Below are 18,774 nucleotides of genomic sequence, written 5' to 3'. Positions count from 1 at the left end.
TGTTCTGGTCTGTGAAACTCGACGAGTTTATTGCATTGTTGCATCGCAGCAGACGGACGACCGCCGAGGCGCACCCGACGCCGGATTCTGTTCCGTTCTGGCTCAGCTCAGCTCGTTCCTGTAGTGATGCAGCGCCGTGTCGTAGAGGCCGCGGCGCAGTTCCACCGGCCGGTCGCCGTAGGTCAGCGTGCGTCGCTCGACGCTCAGCAAGGGCGCGCCGAGCGCCACCTGCAGCAGCTCGGCCTCCACGGCCGTCGCGGCCACCGCCCTCAGTTTTTCCTCGGCGCGGATCATCCGCACGCCGAACTCGGCCTCGAAGGTGGCGTACAGCGCGCCGCGCGATTCGGCCAGCCGTTCGGCCGTGAGCCCCTTGAACAGCGCGCCGTTGAGCCAGATGTCGTCCAGCACCACCGGGCGGCCGCCGAAGGACAACAGGCGCCGGACCTGGATCACCGCCTCGCCGGCCTTCAGTTCCAGCGCGCGTGCCACTTCGGCCGGCGCCCGCACGCGCCGGCAGTCGAGGAAGCGGCGCTCCACCGTGCCGACCTTGCCCTCGGCATCGGGCACCAGACGCAGGAAGCGGTACTGCACCTGCTGCTCCGCGTGCGTCGCGACGAAGGTGCCCTTGCCCTGGCGGCGCACGACCAGGTTCTCGGTGGCGAGTTCATCGATCGCCTTGCGCACCGTCCCCTGGCTCACCTTGTAGCGCGCCGCCAGTTCGATCTCGCTCGGGATCGCCTCGCCGGGGCGCCATTCGCCACCCTGCAGGCTGCGCGTGATCAGCGCCTTGATCTGCTGATAAAGCGGGCTGAAGGCCGGCCCCGACGCTTCGAGCGACGCGTCCTCTGCAGTCAAGGAGGGAGGCAGGGCGTTGACCATGCGGCGGATTGCATCACAGCGCGCCCTCGGTCGTCCACAAGACCCATGAAAGATGTCTTATATAAGACATAAGAATCTTGACCAGCCCCGGGTTGCCCCCTAGATTGCTTTTACACTTGCAAGCTGTCACCGGCATCGGCATTGCCTCGAGGCGAGCTTGCGCCGGCCCTCCCTGCCCTGACCTTTCTTCCGGAGCTTCGACATGAGCAAGAAACCCGTCCGCGTGGCCGTCACCGGTGCTGCTGGCCAGATCGGCTACGCCCTGCTGTTCCGCATCGCCTCCGGCGAGATGCTGGGCAAGGACCAGCCCGTGATCCTGCAATTGCTCGAGATCCCGGACGAGAAGGCCCAGAAGGCGCTGAAGGGCGTGATGATGGAACTGGAAGACTGCGCCTTCCCGCTGCTCGCCGGCATGGAAGCCCATGGCGACCCGATGACCGCCTTCAAGGACGCCGACTACGCGCTGCTGGTCGGATCGCGCCCGCGCGGCCCGGGCATGGAGCGTGCCGAACTGCTGTCGATCAATGGCGCCATCTTCACCGCGCAGGGCAAGGCCCTGAACGCCGTCGCCTCGCGCAATGTCAAGGTGCTGGTGGTCGGCAACCCGGCCAACACCAACGCCTACATCGCGATGAAGGCCGCGCCGGACCTGCCGCGCAAGAACTTCACCGCGATGCTGCGTCTGGACCACAACCGCGCCGCCTCGCAGATCGCCGCCAAGACCGGCAAGCCGGTGTCGTCGATCAAGCAGCTGGCCGTGTGGGGCAACCACTCGCCGACGATGTACGCCGACTACCGCTTCGCGACCATCGACGGCGCATCGGTGAAGGACATGATCAACGACCAGGTCTGGAACAAGGATGTGTTCCTGCCGACGGTCGGCAAGCGCGGCGCCGCGATCATCGAGGCGCGCGGCCTGTCGTCGGCCGCTTCGGCGGCCAATGCGGCGATCGACCACATGCGCGACTGGGCGCTGGGCACCGATGGCGCCTGGGTCACGATGGGCGTGCCGTCGAACGGCGAATACGGCATTCCGAAGGACGTGATGTTCGGCTTCCCGGTCACCTGCACCCACGGCGAGTACAAGATCGTCGAAGGCCTCGCGATCGACGCGTTCTCGCAGGAATGCATCAACAAGACACTGGCCGAGCTGCAGGGCGAACAGGACGGCGTCAAGCACCTGCTCTGAGTCGCCTCCCAGCGAAGCCCGCCGAGGCCGATCCCGTTGCACGGATCGGCCTTCTTCATTCCGCCTCGCCGTTTCCGCAGGGAGCCCTCGCGATGACCCGCCCTCCTGTCCATCCTCTACAGGCGCTGTTCGGCGCCCACGAGCACCGGCCGAGCCTGCCGGTCTGCGACCATTACGCCGGCGTCGAGCCGCGAATGCGCAAGGCCCTGGCGCTGCAGTCGGACATGGGCGACACCGCACTGTTCGACGTGACGCTCGACCTCGAGGATGGCGCGCCGGTCGGCGGCGAGCAGGAGCACGCGCTGCTCGCCGCGGAACTGGTATCGAGCGCCGCCAATCGCCACGGCCGCGTCGGCGTGCGCGTTCATCCCTACCCCCATCCGAGCTTCGTCGAGGACGTGCGCACGCTGCTCGCCGGCGCCGGCGATCGGCTGGCCTACCTGATGATTCCAAAGGCCCAGGGCGTCGCCGAACTGCGCGAGGCGATCGCGGCGATCGAAGCGGCCCGCCGCGAGCAGGGCGTGAGCCACGCCATCCCCGTGCATGCGCTGGTGGAAACACACGGCGCGCTGCGCGACGTGCAGGCGATCGCGGCGCTGCCGGCGATCGAGTCGCTGTCCTTCGGGCTGATGGACTTCGTCTCGGCCCATCACGGCGCGATCCCGGCCTTCGGCATGAGCCTATCGGGCCAGTTCAGCCATCCGCTGGTGCTGCGCGCCAAGCTGGAGATCTCGGCGGCCTGCCACGCAGCCGGCAAGCTGCCCTCGCACTGCGTGGTCACCGAATACAGCGACACCCAGGCCATCGCCCAGGCCGCCACGCGCGCGTCGCGCGAGCTGGGCTACGCGCGCATGTGGAGCATCCACCCCAACCAGATCCGCCCCATCATCGAGGCCTTCGCGCCGGTGCCGGCCGAGATCGAGGCGGCCCTCGACATCCTGCTGGCAGCCCAGGCCGCCGACTGGGCACCGATCGCGCACCGGGGACTGCTGCAGGATAGAGCGAGCTATCGCTACCACTGGCACGTGCTGGAGCGGGCCGCACGCACCGGGCGCTCGCTGCCGGAAGCGGCTCGCACGGCCTTCTTCGCTGGCACGGCGGTAGCCGCCGATCGCTGACGGCCCGCCGCGCTCGCGGCACTCAGTGCGCGCAGAGTGCGAGCACGGTGGGCGTCGCGTACTCGCGGCCGACGAGGACGCGGGCGTAAAGGTAATTGTGACGAGCCTGTTCGCTCAGCGCGTCGATCTGCACATGGCCCTGCGCATCGCACGGGAAGCTCAGCGCACGCCCCTCGCTGAACAGCGACTGGAAGCGGACTTCGTAGCGGGTTTCGGAAAGGGCGCTCATACAACGGCCTCCTGCGGCAGCGAAGTCCCGCGTCTCCCGAACCACACCTTCATCGCGGAGCCGACCGGCCACGCGAACGCGGGCACCTCGTGACTCCTCAACGCGCCCCTGGTCGGCTGCGTTGACGACCCGCATGCGACCGCGGGCGGCCACCCTGTCGAGTGGACGCCCGCAGTCTCGCAGTACCCGGCAGCTTGACGGCTACCAGGTTCAGCGACCGTCAGCCCTTGGACGGATCGATCGTCAGCTGATTGTCGACGCTCACCACGCCCTTGACCGCCATCGCGAGCTGCGTCGCCCGTTCGCGCGAGGCGGAATCGGGTGCCGTGCCGCGCAACGCGACCTTGCCGTCTGCCGTGTCGACGTTGATCTTCAGCGCGCTCAGCTTCGGATCCTTCGCCAGCTCCGCATTGACCGTCGTGGTGATCATTGCGTCGCCGACCTTGTCGCCGACCTCGGCCGCCGCATTCTTGGTCGCCTGCGTGGCGTCCTGGGCGGCACCCTTGACGGCGTCGGAGGCATTGTTCATGCCGCGCTCGGCGCTGGCCTGCGCCTGGTCGACCTTCTGCTCCATGCGCTGTTCGGTCTGGGCGACCGTGCCGCCGCCGTTGGCGGGTGCCTGGGCCTGCTCGGTGTTGCGGTTGCAGCCGGCCAACGCCAGCGCGGCGAGCAGGACGGTGGAGGCGGACATCGTGGTCAGGGTGCGTGGGGTCATCTTCATGGCTATCTCCTTGGAAGGGGGAGGACATTGCACGGAGCACTGCCCGGAATCGCGAGGGGCCGAAGACACCGGCTCGCGTCGTTGCGATGAAGACAGCTTAGAAAACGCCGGGGGACCTCACCATCGGCGTGCGCCGCGCAGCGCTGTCGGACGATTCCCACGCTCCAGCTGAGGCATCTCATGCCGTCGTGCGGATGCCGCGCTAGCATCGAGCGAGCCGAGCTGCCTTGCCGGATGCGCGGCGCCGTCCCCCATTCCGGTCGAGGAGTACGCGATGGACAAGATCAGAGACCGGTGCCGATCGATCCTGATGCTGCTCATGGCGTGCACTGCGGGCTTGGCGTGCAGTCCCGCCGCAGCCGCCGACGCCTGGCCGGTGGCCGGCCGGCAGGGGATCATCCGCTCGGTCATCGTGCCGGCCGACCAGGCCGGCCAGCGCGAGGCCTACCAGCCGCAGATCGACAGCCTGTGTGCCGGCGCCGAAACCTGCTTCCTCAACTTCTACACCAACTCCACCGGCGCGCCGCTGGCCGTGCCGCTGCCCGATGCGATCGCGAACGAGCCGACCGCCGTGCTGCGACGGTCGGCCAAGCAGGGCGTCGAAGGCTTTCGTTGGAGTTGTCGGTTGAAGAAGCCCGACCCCGACTGCTTCTAGGCAACTCGTGGCGCGGCGCCCCGCGGTTCCGACCAGGGCCGCGGGCGCAGGCCCGACAATCGGGCATGTCCTCCCCGTCCCCTTCGAAAGACGCCCCATCCGGCGCACCCTCCCTTCCCTTCAGCCAGTTGCCGCTGGCGCCAACCGTGCTGGCCAATCTGGAGCAGCTCGGCTATCGGAGCATGACCTCGGTCCAGGCCGCTACGCTGCCGATCGCGCTGGCAGGCCGCGACCTGATCGCCCAGGCCAAGACGGGCAGCGGCAAGACCGCCGCCTTCGCCCTCGCCCTGCTGGCCAAGCTCGATCCGCGCCGCCTCGACGTCCAGGCCCTGGTGCTGTGCCCGACACGCGAACTCGCCGACCAGGTGACGCAGGAGTTGCGCCGCCTGGCGCGCAGCCAGGAGAACACGAAGATCCTCACGCTGTGCGGCGGCGCGACGATGCGCCCCCAGTTGGCCAGCTTGCAGCACGGCGCGCACATCGTCGTCGGCACGCCGGGCCGCATCATCGATCACCTGGAGCGCGGCAGCCTCGCGCTCGCGTCGCTGAGCACGCTCGTTCTCGACGAAGCCGACCGCATGCTCGACATGGGCTTCTTCGACGACATCGCCACCGTCGCTCGCCATTGCCCGCCGCAGCGCCAGACGCTGCTGTTCTCGGCCACCTACCCGGACGGCATCGCCAAGCTGAGTGCGCAGTTCCTGCGCCAGCCCGAGCACATCCGGCTCGAATCCCAGCACGAGGCGGGCAAGATCCGCCAGCGCTTCTACGAGGTGAAGGAAGAGGAGCGACTGCACGCGGTCGGGCTGCTGCTCGACCACTACCGCCCCGCCAGCACGCTGGCGTTCTGCAACACCAAGCAGCAGTGCCGCGACCTGGTGGCGGTGCTCGGCGCGCAGGGACTGCAGGCGCTGGCGCTGCACGGCGATCTGGAGCAGCGCGACCGCGATCAGGTGCTGCTGCAGTTCGCCAACCGCAGTTGCTCGGTGCTGGTGGCCACCGACGTCGCGGCGCGCGGCCTCGACGTGGAGTCGCTCGAGGCGGTGATCAATGTCGACATCTCACCCGATCCCGAGGTGCACATCCACCGCATCGGACGAACCGGCCGCGCCGATCAGGCCGGATGGGCGCTGAGCCTCGCGACGCTGGACGAGATGCCTCACGTCGCGAAGATCGATCAACTGCAAGGCCGTGAGTCGGAATGGCATCCGCTGAGCGAGCTCACACCGTCAGGCGCCGCACCCCTGGTGCCTCCGATGGTCACGCTGCAGATCCTGGGCGGCCGCAAGGAGAAGATCCGTCCCGGCGACGTGCTGGGCGCGCTGACCGGCGACGCCGGCTTCGCCAGCTCTCAGATCGGCAAGATCAACGTCACCGAGTTCTCGACCTACGTCGCCGTCGAGCGGAGCATCGCCAAAGAGGCTCTGCGCAAGCTCGACGGCGGCAAGGTCAAGGGCAAGAAGATCAAGGCGCGCAGCCTTCAAGCATGAGCCCGACGGGCGGACGAGGTCCGCACGGCGTCTTCGAACCGACGGGCCGGCGCAGGTTGCGGCCGCGCCGCGTTCAACCTCGCATCCGAGCGCTCAGCTGTCGACGAGTTCATGGCGACCAGACGCATCATCTTGCTGTGCGGGGCGTCCCAGTAGTCGGCCGAGTGCGGAACGAACTTCAGCAGTACCAGGTGGGGCGATTCCGGGCCCTCCAGGAACCACGGCTTGGCATACGGTGTCCACAGCCGCTTGACGTGCTCCCGATCACGGACCACCTCGCCATGGCCGGAGATCGACACGTAGATCGAATGCGATTCATCGGAGAAGCTGAGATTCAGCGGGATCAGTCGCTCGGTCTTCTCCGACCGCGCGTCGGTGAAGAACCACAACACGCCATCGCTGTCCATTTCCAGCGGCGTCATCGGGCGGCTCACCAGTGAACCGTCCCGCTCGACGCCACTGAGCATCGCGATCGACATGCCGTTGATCAGGCTGGCGAGCTGGTTCAGGTCGGCCGTTTCTTGTGTTTCGATGTTCATGGACCACTCCTTGCGTTGAGGTGCATCCATGGTCGCCGTGAGCTCTTGATGTAACTATCGGCAAGAGCCGCTCCTGCGCGTCGGCTGCGTCCTACAGCGGCGGCCGACGGCAGAAGCGCCGTTGCAGCTTAGGGCGTCGTCGTCAACTCGGTGGCCGCAGGCGTGTCATCGTCCGACTGCACCACCAGGGCCTTGACGTCGTTGGGCGTCGCGCTGGCCGGCAGGCTCAGAACCAGCCAGTCGGCATTGACGTTCAACGTCACCGGTGCATTGAAGATCACGTTCTTCGTACCGGCGTTCGTGATGCGCATCTGGTAGGTGCCGCCGGGCAGGTCGACCGAGTCGGAACCCGAGGCCGGGCTGGCCGCCTTGTAGGCCACGGCCGGGAAGGTCGGAGACACGCCGGCCAGGTCGGTTCCAGGTGCGTTCAGGTACACGTCGATGCCACCCGCGTTGAACGAGCCGTTGAACACGCGTACGCGAGCGTTGTCGGCGGTCAACCCCTTGTTGTACGGGTCGTCGATCAGCACCACCTCGGTCACCGAAGAACTCGGTACCGCGAGCAGGCTGTACTTGTTGCCGCGCTTGGAATCGAAGGTGACCGCACCGACATCGATCGAACCGGTCGCCGTCTTCACCGACCAGGTCGCGTCGCCGGAATCGACATCGAAGTACTTCGAGGCAAACAGGTAGGGCACATCGGTGGCATCTGACTGCGCCGTCGAACCTCGGAATAGGCTCACGTTGGGGCCGGCCGGAATGGCATGGACGAATCGGACCTTCGGGTCGGCGATGTCGAGCCGATCGTCCAGGTCGTCGTCACCGCCACCGCAGGCGGCGACCAGGGCGATGGGCGCGAGCGCCAACAGGAACTTCATGGAATGCTTCATCGGTCTTGCCTCTCGAAGGGTTGCTGATTGATCGCCTGGGCCGTGGAGCCCGTGAGGCGAGTCCGTCTTGCGAACCCCTGAAAGGTAGAAGCGAACCAGGGTGGCTTCTGTCGGCCGATGCGGCGGACGCCTGTAGGGCGCGCCGCAAGCGACTGTCAGACAACGCGCTTTGTCTTTTGACATGCCCCGCCGCCGTCCGCGGCGCTCACCGCATCTTCAGTCGATGAACACGCTGCGCACGACGCGCCACTCCTGCGGCCCGGTGCTGCTGCGAGAACACCCCAGCGCCTCAGGCTCGCCTGCGGGTGCGAGATCGCTGCGCGAGCGATCGCCGGTCCCGGTGCCCATGTGGTAGCGGTCCAGCCACACCCGCAGTCGGCGCGTCGGATGGGTATTCCTGACGAGGATCTGCACGCCGTTGCGCGCGACGCACTGCGCGGTGAAATCCTCGACGAAGGCCACATAGGGCGTGGCGTCTTCGTCCGCGCCCGCCGTGCCCGGCAGCACGGCACCCCACAGTGCCAGCGCCACGGACCATCCTGCGGTGAGATGCTGACGCACGCTGCTGCTCCTGCTTCGACGGCCGGCCTCGATGCCGACCGATGCAGATGATGACACGCGGCGTGTGCGCGAAAGGCCGTAGCGGCTCAGCGCTTCAGCTTGCGGTAGGTGCGCTCCATTTCCGGTCCGCGATCGGTGTCCTGCAAACCGCGAGCCAGGTCGCGATGGGCCTGCTGCATGCTCTCGCTGGGCTCGCCGCCGGTCATGTCGCTGGATTCGTCGCGTTCGTGCGGCAGTGCCGGCCGCGGGCTCGCGCTCGGCTTCGGCGCGGGCGGCCGGGACCGGGGAGACGATGCGGTGCGTGTGCTCATGGGACTCTCCTTGGCTCGAGTGTGGCGCCTTGCGCTCAGGCCGGCGCGCGGCGGTAGCGGCGCGTCAGCTCGATGCTGACGACGCACACGGTCAACCAGGCCAGGCCCGAGGCGAAGCCGGCCAGCACGTCGCTGGCGAAATGCACCTGCAGGAAGATCCGGCTGCACCCGGTCGTGAAAGCGATCGCCGTGGCCAGCAACAGCACCGGCAGGTGCCAGATGGGAGGCAGGCGCCGCATCGCGATGTACGCGAGCATGCCGTAGGCGACCACCGAGCCGGAGCTGTGGCCGCTGGGGAAGCTCCACCCCAGTTCGTGCACCAGCCCGTGCTCATGCAGTGGCCGCACGCGCTCGAAGACGCCTTTCAACGTGGTGTTCAGGACGCCATTGCCCGCGACCGCTATCACCCACGCCAGCGCCAGCCAGCGTTTGCGACCGATCCACAGCAGCACGGCCACCGCGATGCACAGCACGGTGAGCGTCGCGGTGTCTCCGAATCGCGTCAGCAGCGAGAAGACCCGCAGCGTTGCGAGCGAGACGCTCTCACGCACTGCGGCGGAGAACGCAGTGTCGAGGGCCCCCAGTTCCTCGTCGATGCCGATCTCGTCGGCGGTGCCGGCGAAGATGGCGGCGGACACCACGACGATCACGAAACCCAGGCCGAGGTTCAGCGCCAGGAACCCGCTCGGCGGCAACGGGCTCTCCAGCCGCGGCAGCACGTGGCGGCGCGTGAGCCACCAGACCGAAGTGACGAACGACAGCAGGCACAGCAACGCGATGACGAAGCCGGGCACCGCCCGCTCACCCGCCGCGGTGATGAGGGCAAGAGCGCGGGCGTCATCCATCGCTGCCGACCTCGAAGCCGAGCCGGTGCACGGACACCGGCTCGAAGCGGTGCGATGCCGGTCGGTAGTCCCAGCGCTCGACCAGTGCCTCGCGCCGATCCCCCATCCGCCCCCGCGAACGGATGAGGTTGACCGAGTTGCCCGCCTCGTCGCGAACCCGTGACGACACCGCGGTACCGGCCTGCACCGCCCACAGCGGGCGCGGCAGCGCGTCGATGCGCTCGTGCAGCGGCAACACGAAGGGCAGATGGATATGCCCGCCGAGCACCAGGTCGGCGCCGGCCCGGGACCACGCGCGCGCCGCCTCTGCGCACCGGCGCAGGCAGTTCGGCTCATCTTCCTTGCGCGTCACCGCCAGTGGCTGGTGCACGACCACCACCCGCAATTGCTCGGGCTGCGCGCTGCGCAAACGGCCTGCGACGCGCTCGACCTGCGCGGCCGACACCTCACCGTTCTTGTGACGCCACGGCCGGGTGGTGTTGACGGTGAGCAGCAGCAGGTCCGGCCATTCGGCGATCGGCTCGAGTTCGGCGCCGAAGGCACGGCGATGGTTCGCATACGGCGCGAACAGCCGGGCCAGGAGGTTGAACAAGGGGATGTCGTGGTTGCCGGGAATGGCCAGCGTGACCGGCACGCCCAGACGATCGACGAACGCACGCGCCGTGCGGAACTGCGCCCGGCTGGCGCGCTGGGTGATGTCGCCCGACAGCACGGCCACGTCGGGCGCCTGCTCGTGCACCAGTTGCAGCAGCGCCTCGACCGCCGCGGGCCGTTCGGTGCCGAAGTGCGGATCGGAGATCTGGATGGCCAGGGTCATCGCGGCTCCGGCTTGAGCAGCCACAGCGACTGCGGGGCGACGCGGAACTCGAGCGGCGTGGCCAGCCACGCGATCTCGCCGTCGGTCGCCACCTTGATGCGGCGACCGGCGCGCCCCCGCAAGGCCGGCTGCACCGTGATGCGCTCGAACGGGAACGTCAGCACCTTGTCGGCGTCGCCGAGTTGGCCGAAGGCGCCCCGCAGCAGCAGCCAAAGCATCTCGACACGCCCCACCGGCCGCAGGGCGATCGCAGCGAGCCGGCCCTGCTCGAGCAAGGGTGCCTCGTTGATGCCGATCTGCTCGAGCTGCAGACGGTTGTTGCCGATGAACAGCGTCGACGTGCGCAGCACGCGGTCCGGCACGCCCTCGCCGTCCTGCTCCAGATGCAGCCGCAGCCGCCGGTGTCCTCGCAGCAGCGTCACGACCCCCGCCCACAGCGCCACCAGACGGCTGCGTCCGTATTGCTGCTTGTAGGCTTCGCGATCCTCGAGCAGCGTGGGGTAGAGCCCGAGGCTGGCGTTCACGAGGAACACCCGGTCGTTGACCAGGCCCACCTGCACCGGCTGCACGCACGCCGTCAGCAGCAACCGGGTGGCCTCTTCGGTCTCGGCCGGAATGCCGTGCGTTCGGCTGAAATAGTTGAAGGTGCCCTGCGGCAACACGCCGAACGGGCACCCGCTGCCGAGCACCGCCTGCGCCACCGCGTTGATCGTGCCGTCGCCCCCGGCGGCGACCACGATGCCACCTCGCGCAGAGGCCTGGTCGACCACGGCGCGCGCGATGCCACTCAGCCGCGCTGGCTCATCGACCACCTTGATCTCGTGCTCCCGCCCGGCCTGCGTCAGCACACTCTCGATGACCGCGCGCGTGCCCGTCGCGTCCTCGCTGCCCGAACCGACGTTGAGCACCACGAAGATCGGCGCGTGGGTGTCGAGTTCGGGAGGGGCAGATGACATGGTCGACGCGAGAGCGGAAGGTAGACCCCATCTGACCATGCGATCCCATCGCTAGCCATAGTCCGCGCACCGACGGTACGGTAGGAACTTGCCTACGCCCGAGCCCCCGGAAATCCACTCGATGCGGCGGGAGCGCCGCCGCCGACGCGCGAGCCCTAGCGTCGAGCCTTGCCGGACCCGAACAGGCCACGCAACAGGCCGGGCTCGGAACGCGCGGCCGGGTTGGTGCGCGTGACCATCAGGCTGGAGGTCAGGTAGAGCGCATTGAGCAGACGCGCGGCCCGCTCGATGTTCATGCCGGGCATGCGAGCCACGTCGCGCATCGACACCGATTCTCGTCGGAGGCGTTCGATGGCCGAGCCGAGGGCCCCCGGCGCATTCAGGTTCTCGATCGCAGTGCGATCGACCACGCGGTAGGCCGCCGTACCGCCGATCTCGCTGAGCAGCGTGCGCCGCGGACCGTTCAGGGCCATGGTCCACAGCAATGGGGCCAATTGGCGGTAGCACTCCGCCTGGCCCACACGTTCATGCATCCAGTGACCGGGCGGCTTCACGCCCGGCGGCTCGACGGTCAGCACCCGCAGCGCGGCGAGCCCGTCTGCGGACGCGCCCGCCATGTCGCGCGGGGAGTGGTAGAGCCGCTCGTCGGGAAACACCGTGATGGGCCAGACCAGCTGTTCGTGCTGCAGGCAGAGCAGCGCTGGTTCGCGGTGCCGGATGCAGGCCGCGATGACTTCCAGAACATCGCCTTCCTGCAGATCCGCCTCGATCTGCCGGAGGTCGGCCATCAAGGTGCTGGGCAGCAAGGTCGGCCCGCCCGCCAGACGCATGAAGCCGCTGGTGCCGGTTTCGGCCCGCACGCGCTCGAACGCACTGATGCGCCACAACGTGGACGCCGCAAAGTCTCGCATCACCTCACGCATCACCCTCTCCCTGAACAGCTGGCCGTTGGCCTATGGATACATCATGACGGACGATCGCGACAAGTCCTCGTTGCGCCGGCCCCCGCGATCGAGGGGAATTGACGCCCGCGACGGCGCAGCAGGTGGGTTGCCTCATGCCAGAGCGTCGGCAGCGGCATCGTCCTCCGTTTCCTCGCCCAGGAACCCCCCACTCTGGTGCGCCCACAGCCGCGCGTACAGCCCGCCTCGCGCGAGCAGGCTGCGGTGGTCGCCCTGCTCGATGATGCGGCCCCTGTCCAGCACGACCAGACGGTCCATCGCCGCGATCGTGCTGAGTCGATGGGCGATGGCAACCACCGTCTTGCCTTCCATCAGGCGGTACAGGCTGGCCTGGATGGCCGCCTCGACCTCGGAGTCGAGGGCGCTGGTGGCTTCGTCGAGCAGCAGGATCGGAGCGTCCTTCAGCATCACCCGTGCAATCGCGATGCGCTGCCGCTGGCCGCCGGAGAGCTTGACGCCGCGCTCGCCCACGTGCGCGTCGTAGCCGATGCGCTGCTTCGGGTCGGTCAGGCCCTGGATGAACTCGTGTGCCTCGGCCCGTCGGGCGGCGAGCACCATGTCGGCGTCGGTCGCGTCGGGCCGGCCGTAGAGGATGTTGTCCCGCACCGAGCGGTGCAGCAGCGAGGTGTCCTGCGTGACCATGCCGACCTGCGCGCGCAGGCTGTTCTGTGTGACGTCGGCGATGTCCTGGCCATCGATCAGCACGCGGCCGCGCTCGATGTCGTAGAAGCGCAGCAGCAGGTTGACGATGGTGGACTTGCCGGCGCCGGAGCGGCCGACCAGGCCGATCTTCTCGCCGGCCCGGATGTCCAGCGACAGGTGTTCGACCACCATCCGTTCGCCGCCATAGCCGAAGCTCACGTCCTCGAACCGGATCTCGCCACGGCTCACCTGCAGTGGCCGCGCGCCCGGACGGTCGACCACGGCATGGGGTCGCGACAGCGTGTTCATGCCGTCCTGCACCGTGCCGATGTGCTCGAACAGCGCCGCCATCTCCCACATCACCCAATGGGAGATGCCGTTCAGCCGCAAGGACATCGCGGTCGCCGCGGCGAGCGCCCCCACCCCCACCTGACCTTGGGTCCATAGCCACAGCGTCGCGCCGGCGGTGCTCAGGATCAGCAGCATGCTCAGCACGTGGTTCACGATCTCGAAGCCGGTGACCAGCCGCATCTGCGCCTGCACTGTCTGCAGGAACTCCTGCATCGCACCACGCGCATAGCCGGCCTCGCGCCCGGCGTGCGAGAACAGCTTGACGGTGGCAATGTTCGTGTACGCGTCGGTGATGCGCCCGGTCATCAGCGAGCGCGCATCGGCCTGCGACTGCGCAACGCGGGCCAGCCGTGGCACGAAGTGCCGCAACGCCAGCGCGTACAGCATCACCCAGCCCAGGAAGGGCAGCAGCAACCACGCATCGAAGCCGCCCAGCACCAGCAGCAGCGTGACGAAGTAGATCACCACGAACACCAGCAGCTCGGCCAGGATCATCCAGGTGTCGCGCACCGCCAGGGCCGTCTGCATCACCTTGGTCGCCACGCGGCCGGCGAACTCGTCCTGGTAGAAGCCCATGCTCTGGCCGAGCATCAGGCGGTGGAAGTTCCACCGCAGCAGCATCGGGAAGTTACCGGCCAGCGCCTGCTGCTTGATCAGCGACTGCAGCGCGATCAGCACCGTGCTGCCGGCCAGCACCGCGGCCAGCAGCATCAGCGTGCCGCCCTGCTCGGCCCACAGGCGCGAGGGCGCCACTGCGGCCAGCCAGTCCACGATGCGGCCGAGCATGCTGAACAGCAGCGCCTCGAAGGCCCCGATGCCGGCAGTCAGCAGCGTCATCGCCAGCAGCCAGGGCCGCAGCCCATGCGTGCTGTGCCATAAAAAGGGCAGCAGCCCCTTGGGCGGCGGCGAGGGTGCCGCATCGGGATAGGGAAAGAGCAGCTTCTCGAACGCGCCGAACACGCAGGATCTCCGTGGTGGATGCGGCCGCGCCCGGGTCGCGGCGCGGGCCCGGGCCCGTGCGAATGCCGCGGTGGCGGCAGCAGAGCGGACCGGCGAAGCAGCGAGGTTAGCCGATGGCGATGGCCCTTCGGACCCAGCGGCTCGCGCGGCCGCTAGCATGCGCGCTCTGCGACCGCGCACTGCCCGTACCGACGGCCTCCGATGGATTCACTCACCCAGCTTGCACTCGGCGCCGCCGTCGGCATCGCCGTCATGGGCCGCCGCACCGCCGTCTGGAAGGCCGCGCTGTGGGGCGGCCTTTGCGGCACCCTGCCCGACCTCGATGCCTTCATCGACCATGGCGACGCGATCAGCAACATGACGCTGCACCGGGCCGAGAGCCATGCCCTGTTCTACCTGACGCTGGCGGCACCGCCGCTCGCGGGGATCATCGCGTGGCTGCACCGCGAGCGGGCGCATTTCGGCCGCTGGTGGCTGGCCGTCTGGCTCGCGCTCGTCACCCACCCGCTGCTCGATCTGATGACGGTCTACGGCACGCAACTCGCCCGACCGTTCAGCGACTTTCCCTATGCGGTCGGCAGCATCTTCATCATCGACCCGCTCTACACGCTGCCGCTGCTGGCGGGCGTGGCACTGGCGCTCGGCGCCCGGGCCGACCGCGGCCTGCGCTGGAACGCCGCCGGCCTGCTGCTGAGCACAGCCTATCTCGCCTGGAGCGTCGTCGCGCAGCAGCATGTGACGAGCCTCGCGCGTGCCTCGCTGCAGGCGCAGGGGCTGGCGGCCCGCGACCTGCTGGTGACGCCGACGCCGTTCAACACCGTGCTCTGGCGCGTGCTCGCGCTCACGCCCGACGGCCACGCCGAGGGCTTCTACTCGCTGCTCGACGACACACCCCGCATCGCCTTCGAGCATTTCCCCCAAGACACCGAGTTGCTGCCCCGGATCGCCGACAACCGACCCGCGCAGCGCATCGCCGCGTTCAGCCACGGCTTCTTCAAGGTCGAGCAGCGCGACGGCCAGGTGCGCATCACCGACCTGCGCATGGGCCTGGAGCCGAGCTACTTCTTCAGCTTCATCGTCGCCGAGCAGCGCGAAGGACGGGTCGAAGCGCGGCCGCCGCTGCCGGTCGGCGTGCGGCCCGACGTGCAGCGCACCGGACCGTGGCTCTGGCGTCGCCTGCTCGGCGAGCCACTGCCGTCGCCACGCTGATCCGGCGCGGCCTACTGAACCAGATCGAGCACCTCGATCTGCTCCTGCACAGTCTGGAAGGTGCCGGCGCCCGATGGCATCTGCATCAGCGGCCTCAGGTCGGCGTCGAACAACCAGACCGTCGGGTAGACCAGCAGGCGCGATCGCTCGTCACCGATGGACCGCTGGAATTCACCATAGGGCCAGACGCTGCCGCCGACGCGGAAGTACAGATGACTGGCCGGCACCGACAGCGAACTCCGCAGGTCGACCACGATGTACTTCGCCGCGAAGCGCGGCACCAGTTCGCGTGCGTTCTTCTCCAGGAAGGCCTCGTACTGACGGCAATAGCGGCAATCGCTGGCACCGAGGTAGACATAGAGCCGCTTGTTCTCCTGGCGCGCCCGATCGCGCACCGCGGTCAGGTCGAACTCGGTGCGCTCCGGCCCACCACGGGGTGGCAACACCACCGCGCCATAGGCCGGCGGCAGGCCGGCCGCGACGGCCGTTGCCGACGCGGCCAGCAAGCCCAGCCCCAATGCCAGCCCCCACGCGCCGGAGCGCCAGCGATGCAGCCAGAGCTTCATGCGGATCGGCTCACTGCACGGCCAGACGACCCGAGAACCGCCCGTCCTTCGAATCCTCGACCTCCGCCGACAGTTCGCCCTGGGCGTGCGGCACGAAGTTGAAGCGGAAGGTCGGGTTCTCGCTGACCGAGAAGTCGAGCTCGGCATCGAACAGCTTGCGCTGGTCGTAGCTCACCTTGATCGACCGCACGAAGTGCGGCGGAATGAACATCACCGTCTGGTTGTTGAGCTCGAAGCCGGTGTCGTTGGGGTGCAGCACCGTCACGTCGGCCGTCGTGACGGCGTTCATCTTCACGGGCTCGGGCAGCTTGAACACGGTCCGGCCGATGAGGTGCAGCGCATCGCGGTTGGGCGGCGCAGAGCAGCCGCCGGAGGTCTTCACGTAGCGGGAGTCCATGTGCAGCGAGCCGTCGGACAGCTCGCTGACGACGCGCACGTGGCTGTACTCGTCGACCCGCAGCCGGGTCTCGAAGTCGGCCTGGCCCAGTTCAGGTGTGAGGTCGAGCACCGCCGCCACGGGCGACGGATTCTTGTCCACCAGCACGTACATCTTGCGGACATAGAGCTCGGCCGTCTGCGGCAGCTTCGAGACGATCTTCACCGGCACCGAAGCGCCGTAGGCGGCCCGCAGCGGCACGATCAACTGCACCTTGCCGGAATCGGTCTCGATGCGACGCGACGCGAACAGCCGCTGCCGCAAGTTCTCCCACTCGGGCGACGAGTCCGTGTGCGCCACGTTGGTCGGCAGGCCGCCAGGCGCCGCGTGCGCCGGCCACGCCAATGCCCACGCGGCGGCAAACAGCAGCGCCACCAGCCACCCGCCACTGCCGCCTGTCGGCCTCGGCCGCTTGCTTTCCTGCATCGTGATCCTCCGGATGCCTGCCTCTTACCTGACCAACAGATCGCGCTCCATGCGCACGAAGACGATCGACGCGTTGCGCCGGTGGATCGTCTGATACTGGTCCCAGTCCTTGAACTCGGGCAAACCCGCCGCGTCCGGCACCTCGCTCAGCGCCGCGTCGGCCCGGGTCAGCTCGATCAGCCGGGTTTCGAGTTGCATCAGGTAGCGGTCCACGCCGTCGATCAGCGCGGCCGACGCGACCGGGCCATGCCCTGGAACCACCTGGCGGATCGGCAGCCCACGCAGTGCCTGCAAGGCCTGGCGCCAACCGTCGATCTCGCCGTCCTGCACGTCGGGGATGCGGCGCTGGTCGAGCAGGCCGCCGGCGAACAGCACGCCCGAGCGCCCGTCGAACACCGCGATGTCGCCCGGCCCGCTCGAGTGACCGTAGTACAGCACCTGGACCGGCCGCCCGATCAGCCCGGACTCGTAGGACGCATCGAACTCGGCATCCGGCTTGAACATCACGGTGCCGCGCATCGCCTCCTCGCCGAGCACGCGGTTGAGCGTCTTCAGGCAGCCCTCGCAGCGCGCCGTCATGAGCCGCGAGGCCTTGCGCTGCATCTGCACCGGAATACCGCGCTCGCGAAAGGCGGCGGCGCCGAAGATGAACTCCTGGCGCGCATGAGTGAGCAGCAGCAGCTTCACGGGCTTGTCGGTCACCCGGGCAATTTCGGCCAGCAGCGCCTGGCCATGCCGGTAGGACGTGCCGCTGTCGATCGCGATGACCCCGGCGTCGCCGACGATGAAGCCGGCGTTGCCCAGCCGGCCCTGATTGGCCAGGTCCACCTCGCCAGAGCTACCCTGCACCATGTACACGCCGGGCGCCACTTCGACAGCCCTCGAGGCCGGCGGGCCAGCGTCGGGGGTCGAACGCGTGGCGCAGCCGCTCGCCGCGGCCAGGCCGAGGGCGCCGACGAGCAGCAGCAGGGTCCTTCTGATGACGAACTGCACCTTCTTCTTCCAGGGCTCGGGGCCGGAGCGATTCAGGCCTGCAGCCCGATGCGCTCTCGTGTTGTCTCCCGGCCTCACTGTAGCGGGCCCACCCCGCCGACTGCCGCGAGGGGTCGGGCCTGCTGACTGGGCTCAGCCCGCGACCGGCCTTTCGCTGCGCAGGTAGCTCAGCACCCGCCCCTTGTACGCGGCGCCCGCCGGCAGTTGCGTGACGCGGCGCTCGCTGCGTGCGAAGCCGAGCAGTGCCATGTGCCGATTGAAGGCGCTGCGGTTGCCGCGATCCGGATCGACGATCACCACCTCGGCCACGTCGTGCGAATGCCGCTCGATGAAGTCCGACAACAGCCGCGGTTGGCCGCGCTCGTAGAGCACGTCGCTGCCGACGATGAGGTCGAAGCGGCCGAGCGACGGATCGGCCACCGCCCAGTCGCCGCGCTGATAGCGGAGCGCCGGCAGCCCGTTCAAGCGCAGGTTCTCGAGCAGAAAGCTCTCCGTCAGCGGATGGTGATCGCTGGCGGTGACCCGGCCCTGCCGGCGTTGCACCACCAGGCTAGCCAGCGCGAGGCCGCAGCCCAGTTCGAGCACGCGGCGCGTGCCGAGCGCGATGTGCTCCATCTGCGCGGCCAGCACCAGCGCCGACGGCCACACCAGGCCGAACAGCGGCCAGGTCGCCGAGGAAATGCCCACGCGTTCTGCCGCCCCCTCGGGGTCGTGGAACTGCTGGCGGTCGAGCAGTGAGCGGATCTGCATGTGCACCCCGCCGACGGCGACGGTCTGCACCTGGGTCAGGTAGCCGGGCATCGAGGCCCCTCGTAACGCGGAAATCGCGCGGTGCTGTCGTTCGGATCGAACGCGCACGGCCGTTGGCGACACGGACGGGCAAGGACGACAAGGTCGGCACCGTCCGTCGGAACAGGCAGCGCGATCCGGCCAGCCTAGCACGCCGTCGACAGGCACACCCGACCCCGGCGCCGTCAGTGTCGAACCGGTCCGCTCCGGCCGGAGACCGAGCGATTCCCGACAATGAAG

At 68.6% G+C, this 18,774-nt stretch carries 21 protein-coding genes; 5 read left to right on the top strand and 16 right to left on the bottom strand.

Annotation, left to right across the window (positions count from 1 at the left end; all coding sequences use genetic code 11):
• Window positions 1-102: 102 nt before the first annotated feature.
• Window positions 103-879, bottom strand: a complete 777-nt coding sequence (locus ASC67_RS00570) for a GntR family transcriptional regulator (RefSeq protein WP_056314384.1) — start codon at window positions 877-879, stop codon at window positions 103-105.
• Window positions 880-1,081: 202 nt separating this feature from the next.
• On the opposite strand from ASC67_RS00570, the gene ASC67_RS00565 reads away from it, so the two are divergent.
• On the top strand, window positions 1,082-2,068 hold the full coding sequence (locus ASC67_RS00565) for a malate dehydrogenase (protein WP_056314383.1): 987 nt from the start codon (window positions 1,082-1,084) through the stop codon (window positions 2,066-2,068).
• 92 nt (window positions 2,069-2,160) lie between these two features.
• Window positions 2,161-3,186 (top strand): CoA ester lyase, encoded by a 1,026-nt coding sequence (locus ASC67_RS00560; protein ID WP_056314382.1) that lies wholly within the window; start codon window positions 2,161-2,163, stop codon window positions 3,184-3,186.
• A gap of 22 nt (window positions 3,187-3,208) precedes the next feature.
• Here the strand turns inward: ASC67_RS00560 and ASC67_RS00555 are convergent, their stop codons facing one another.
• The gene (locus ASC67_RS00555) at window positions 3,209-3,415 is read right to left on the bottom strand and encodes a hypothetical protein (protein ID WP_056314381.1); all 207 of its coding nucleotides are present in this window, start codon (window positions 3,413-3,415) and stop codon (window positions 3,209-3,211) included.
• A 220-nt stretch (window positions 3,416-3,635) separates the two neighbouring features.
• Window positions 3,636-4,136: a BON domain-containing protein gene (locus ASC67_RS00550; RefSeq protein ID WP_056314380.1), complete on the bottom strand. Its 501-nt coding sequence runs from the start codon at window positions 4,134-4,136 to the stop codon at window positions 3,636-3,638.
• A 274-nt stretch (window positions 4,137-4,410) separates the two neighbouring features.
• Here ASC67_RS00550 and ASC67_RS00545 point away from each other — a divergent pair, with 274 nt between their 5' ends.
• A complete protein-coding gene (locus ASC67_RS00545; RefSeq protein WP_200946736.1) occupies window positions 4,411-4,791 on the top strand; it encodes a hypothetical protein in 381 nt (126 codons plus the stop codon).
• Between the two features lie 65 nt (window positions 4,792-4,856).
• A complete protein-coding gene (gene dbpA, locus ASC67_RS00540; protein ID WP_056314379.1) occupies window positions 4,857-6,281 on the top strand; it encodes an ATP-dependent RNA helicase DbpA in 1,425 nt (474 codons plus the stop codon).
• On the opposite strand, the gene ASC67_RS00535 is transcribed toward dbpA, so the two are convergent.
• From ASC67_RS00535 to ASC67_RS00495, 9 genes are all read right to left on the bottom strand, one after another.
• The gene (locus ASC67_RS00535; protein ID WP_235566180.1) at window positions 6,272-6,820 is read right to left on the bottom strand and encodes a pyridoxamine 5'-phosphate oxidase family protein; all 549 of its coding nucleotides are present in this window, start codon (window positions 6,818-6,820) and stop codon (window positions 6,272-6,274) included. The two genes, dbpA and ASC67_RS00535, sit on opposite strands and share 10 nt — an antisense overlap.
• Window positions 6,821-6,948: 128 nt before the next feature.
• A complete protein-coding gene (locus ASC67_RS00530) occupies window positions 6,949-7,698 on the bottom strand; it encodes a DUF4397 domain-containing protein (RefSeq protein WP_235566179.1) in 750 nt (249 codons plus the stop codon).
• Window positions 7,699-7,926: 228 nt separating this feature from the next.
• Window positions 7,927-8,271 (bottom strand): hypothetical protein, encoded by a 345-nt coding sequence (locus ASC67_RS00525; RefSeq protein ID WP_082535744.1) that lies wholly within the window; start codon window positions 8,269-8,271, stop codon window positions 7,927-7,929.
• 86 nt (window positions 8,272-8,357) lie between these two features.
• Entirely contained in the window at window positions 8,358-8,582 is a 225-nt protein-coding gene (locus tag ASC67_RS00520) for a hypothetical protein (protein WP_056314375.1), read from the bottom strand.
• Between the two features lie 35 nt (window positions 8,583-8,617).
• Window positions 8,618-9,427 carry a phosphatase PAP2 family protein gene (locus tag ASC67_RS00515; protein WP_056314374.1) on the bottom strand — a complete coding sequence of 270 codons (810 nt, stop codon included), beginning with the start codon at window positions 9,425-9,427 and terminating at the stop codon, window positions 8,618-8,620.
• Window positions 9,420-10,244, bottom strand: coding sequence for a metallophosphoesterase (locus tag ASC67_RS00510; RefSeq protein ID WP_056314373.1), 825 nt, complete (start codon window positions 10,242-10,244; stop codon window positions 9,420-9,422). Before ASC67_RS00510 ends, ASC67_RS00515 begins: the two co-directional genes overlap by 8 nt.
• Entirely contained in the window at window positions 10,241-11,200 is a 960-nt protein-coding gene (locus ASC67_RS00505) for a diacylglycerol kinase family protein (protein ID WP_056314372.1), read from the bottom strand. Before ASC67_RS00505 ends, ASC67_RS00510 begins: the two co-directional genes overlap by 4 nt.
• A gap of 155 nt (window positions 11,201-11,355) precedes the next feature.
• Window positions 11,356-12,123 carry a hypothetical protein gene (locus tag ASC67_RS00500; RefSeq protein ID WP_056314371.1) on the bottom strand — a complete coding sequence of 256 codons (768 nt, stop codon included), beginning with the start codon at window positions 12,121-12,123 and terminating at the stop codon, window positions 11,356-11,358.
• Window positions 12,124-12,255: 132 nt separating this feature from the next.
• On the bottom strand, window positions 12,256-14,115 hold the full coding sequence (locus tag ASC67_RS00495) for an ABC transporter ATP-binding protein (RefSeq protein WP_056314370.1): 1,860 nt from the start codon (window positions 14,113-14,115) through the stop codon (window positions 12,256-12,258).
• A gap of 201 nt (window positions 14,116-14,316) precedes the next feature.
• Between ASC67_RS00495 and ASC67_RS00490 the strand changes: the two genes are divergently transcribed.
• Window positions 14,317-15,324, top strand: a complete 1,008-nt coding sequence (locus ASC67_RS00490; RefSeq protein ID WP_056314369.1) for a metal-dependent hydrolase — start codon at window positions 14,317-14,319, stop codon at window positions 15,322-15,324.
• Between the two features lie 11 nt (window positions 15,325-15,335).
• Here ASC67_RS00490 and ASC67_RS00485 read toward each other — a convergent pair whose 3' ends face one another.
• From ASC67_RS00485 to ASC67_RS00470, 4 genes are all read right to left on the bottom strand, one after another.
• Complete coding sequence (locus ASC67_RS00485) at window positions 15,336-15,890, bottom strand: hypothetical protein (RefSeq protein ID WP_056314368.1); 555 nt, start codon at window positions 15,888-15,890, stop codon at window positions 15,336-15,338.
• Window positions 15,891-15,900: 10 nt separating this feature from the next.
• Window positions 15,901-16,752, bottom strand: a complete 852-nt coding sequence (locus ASC67_RS00480) for a quinoprotein dehydrogenase-associated SoxYZ-like carrier (protein ID WP_056314367.1) — start codon at window positions 16,750-16,752, stop codon at window positions 15,901-15,903.
• Window positions 16,753-16,776: 24 nt separating this feature from the next.
• A complete protein-coding gene (locus ASC67_RS00475; RefSeq protein ID WP_056314366.1) occupies window positions 16,777-17,745 on the bottom strand; it encodes an MBL fold metallo-hydrolase in 969 nt (322 codons plus the stop codon).
• 132 nt (window positions 17,746-17,877) lie between these two features.
• Entirely contained in the window at window positions 17,878-18,546 is a 669-nt protein-coding gene (locus ASC67_RS00470) for a methyltransferase (RefSeq protein WP_056314365.1), read from the bottom strand.
• Window positions 18,547-18,774: the final 228 nt, after the last annotated feature.

This window comes from Methylibium sp. Root1272, assembly GCF_001425905.1.
Lineage (GTDB): Bacteria > Pseudomonadota > Gammaproteobacteria > Burkholderiales > Burkholderiaceae_C > Methylibium.
The sequence above is the reverse complement of the archived record's forward strand: the minus strand, read 5'-3'. Positions and strand labels throughout refer to the sequence as shown.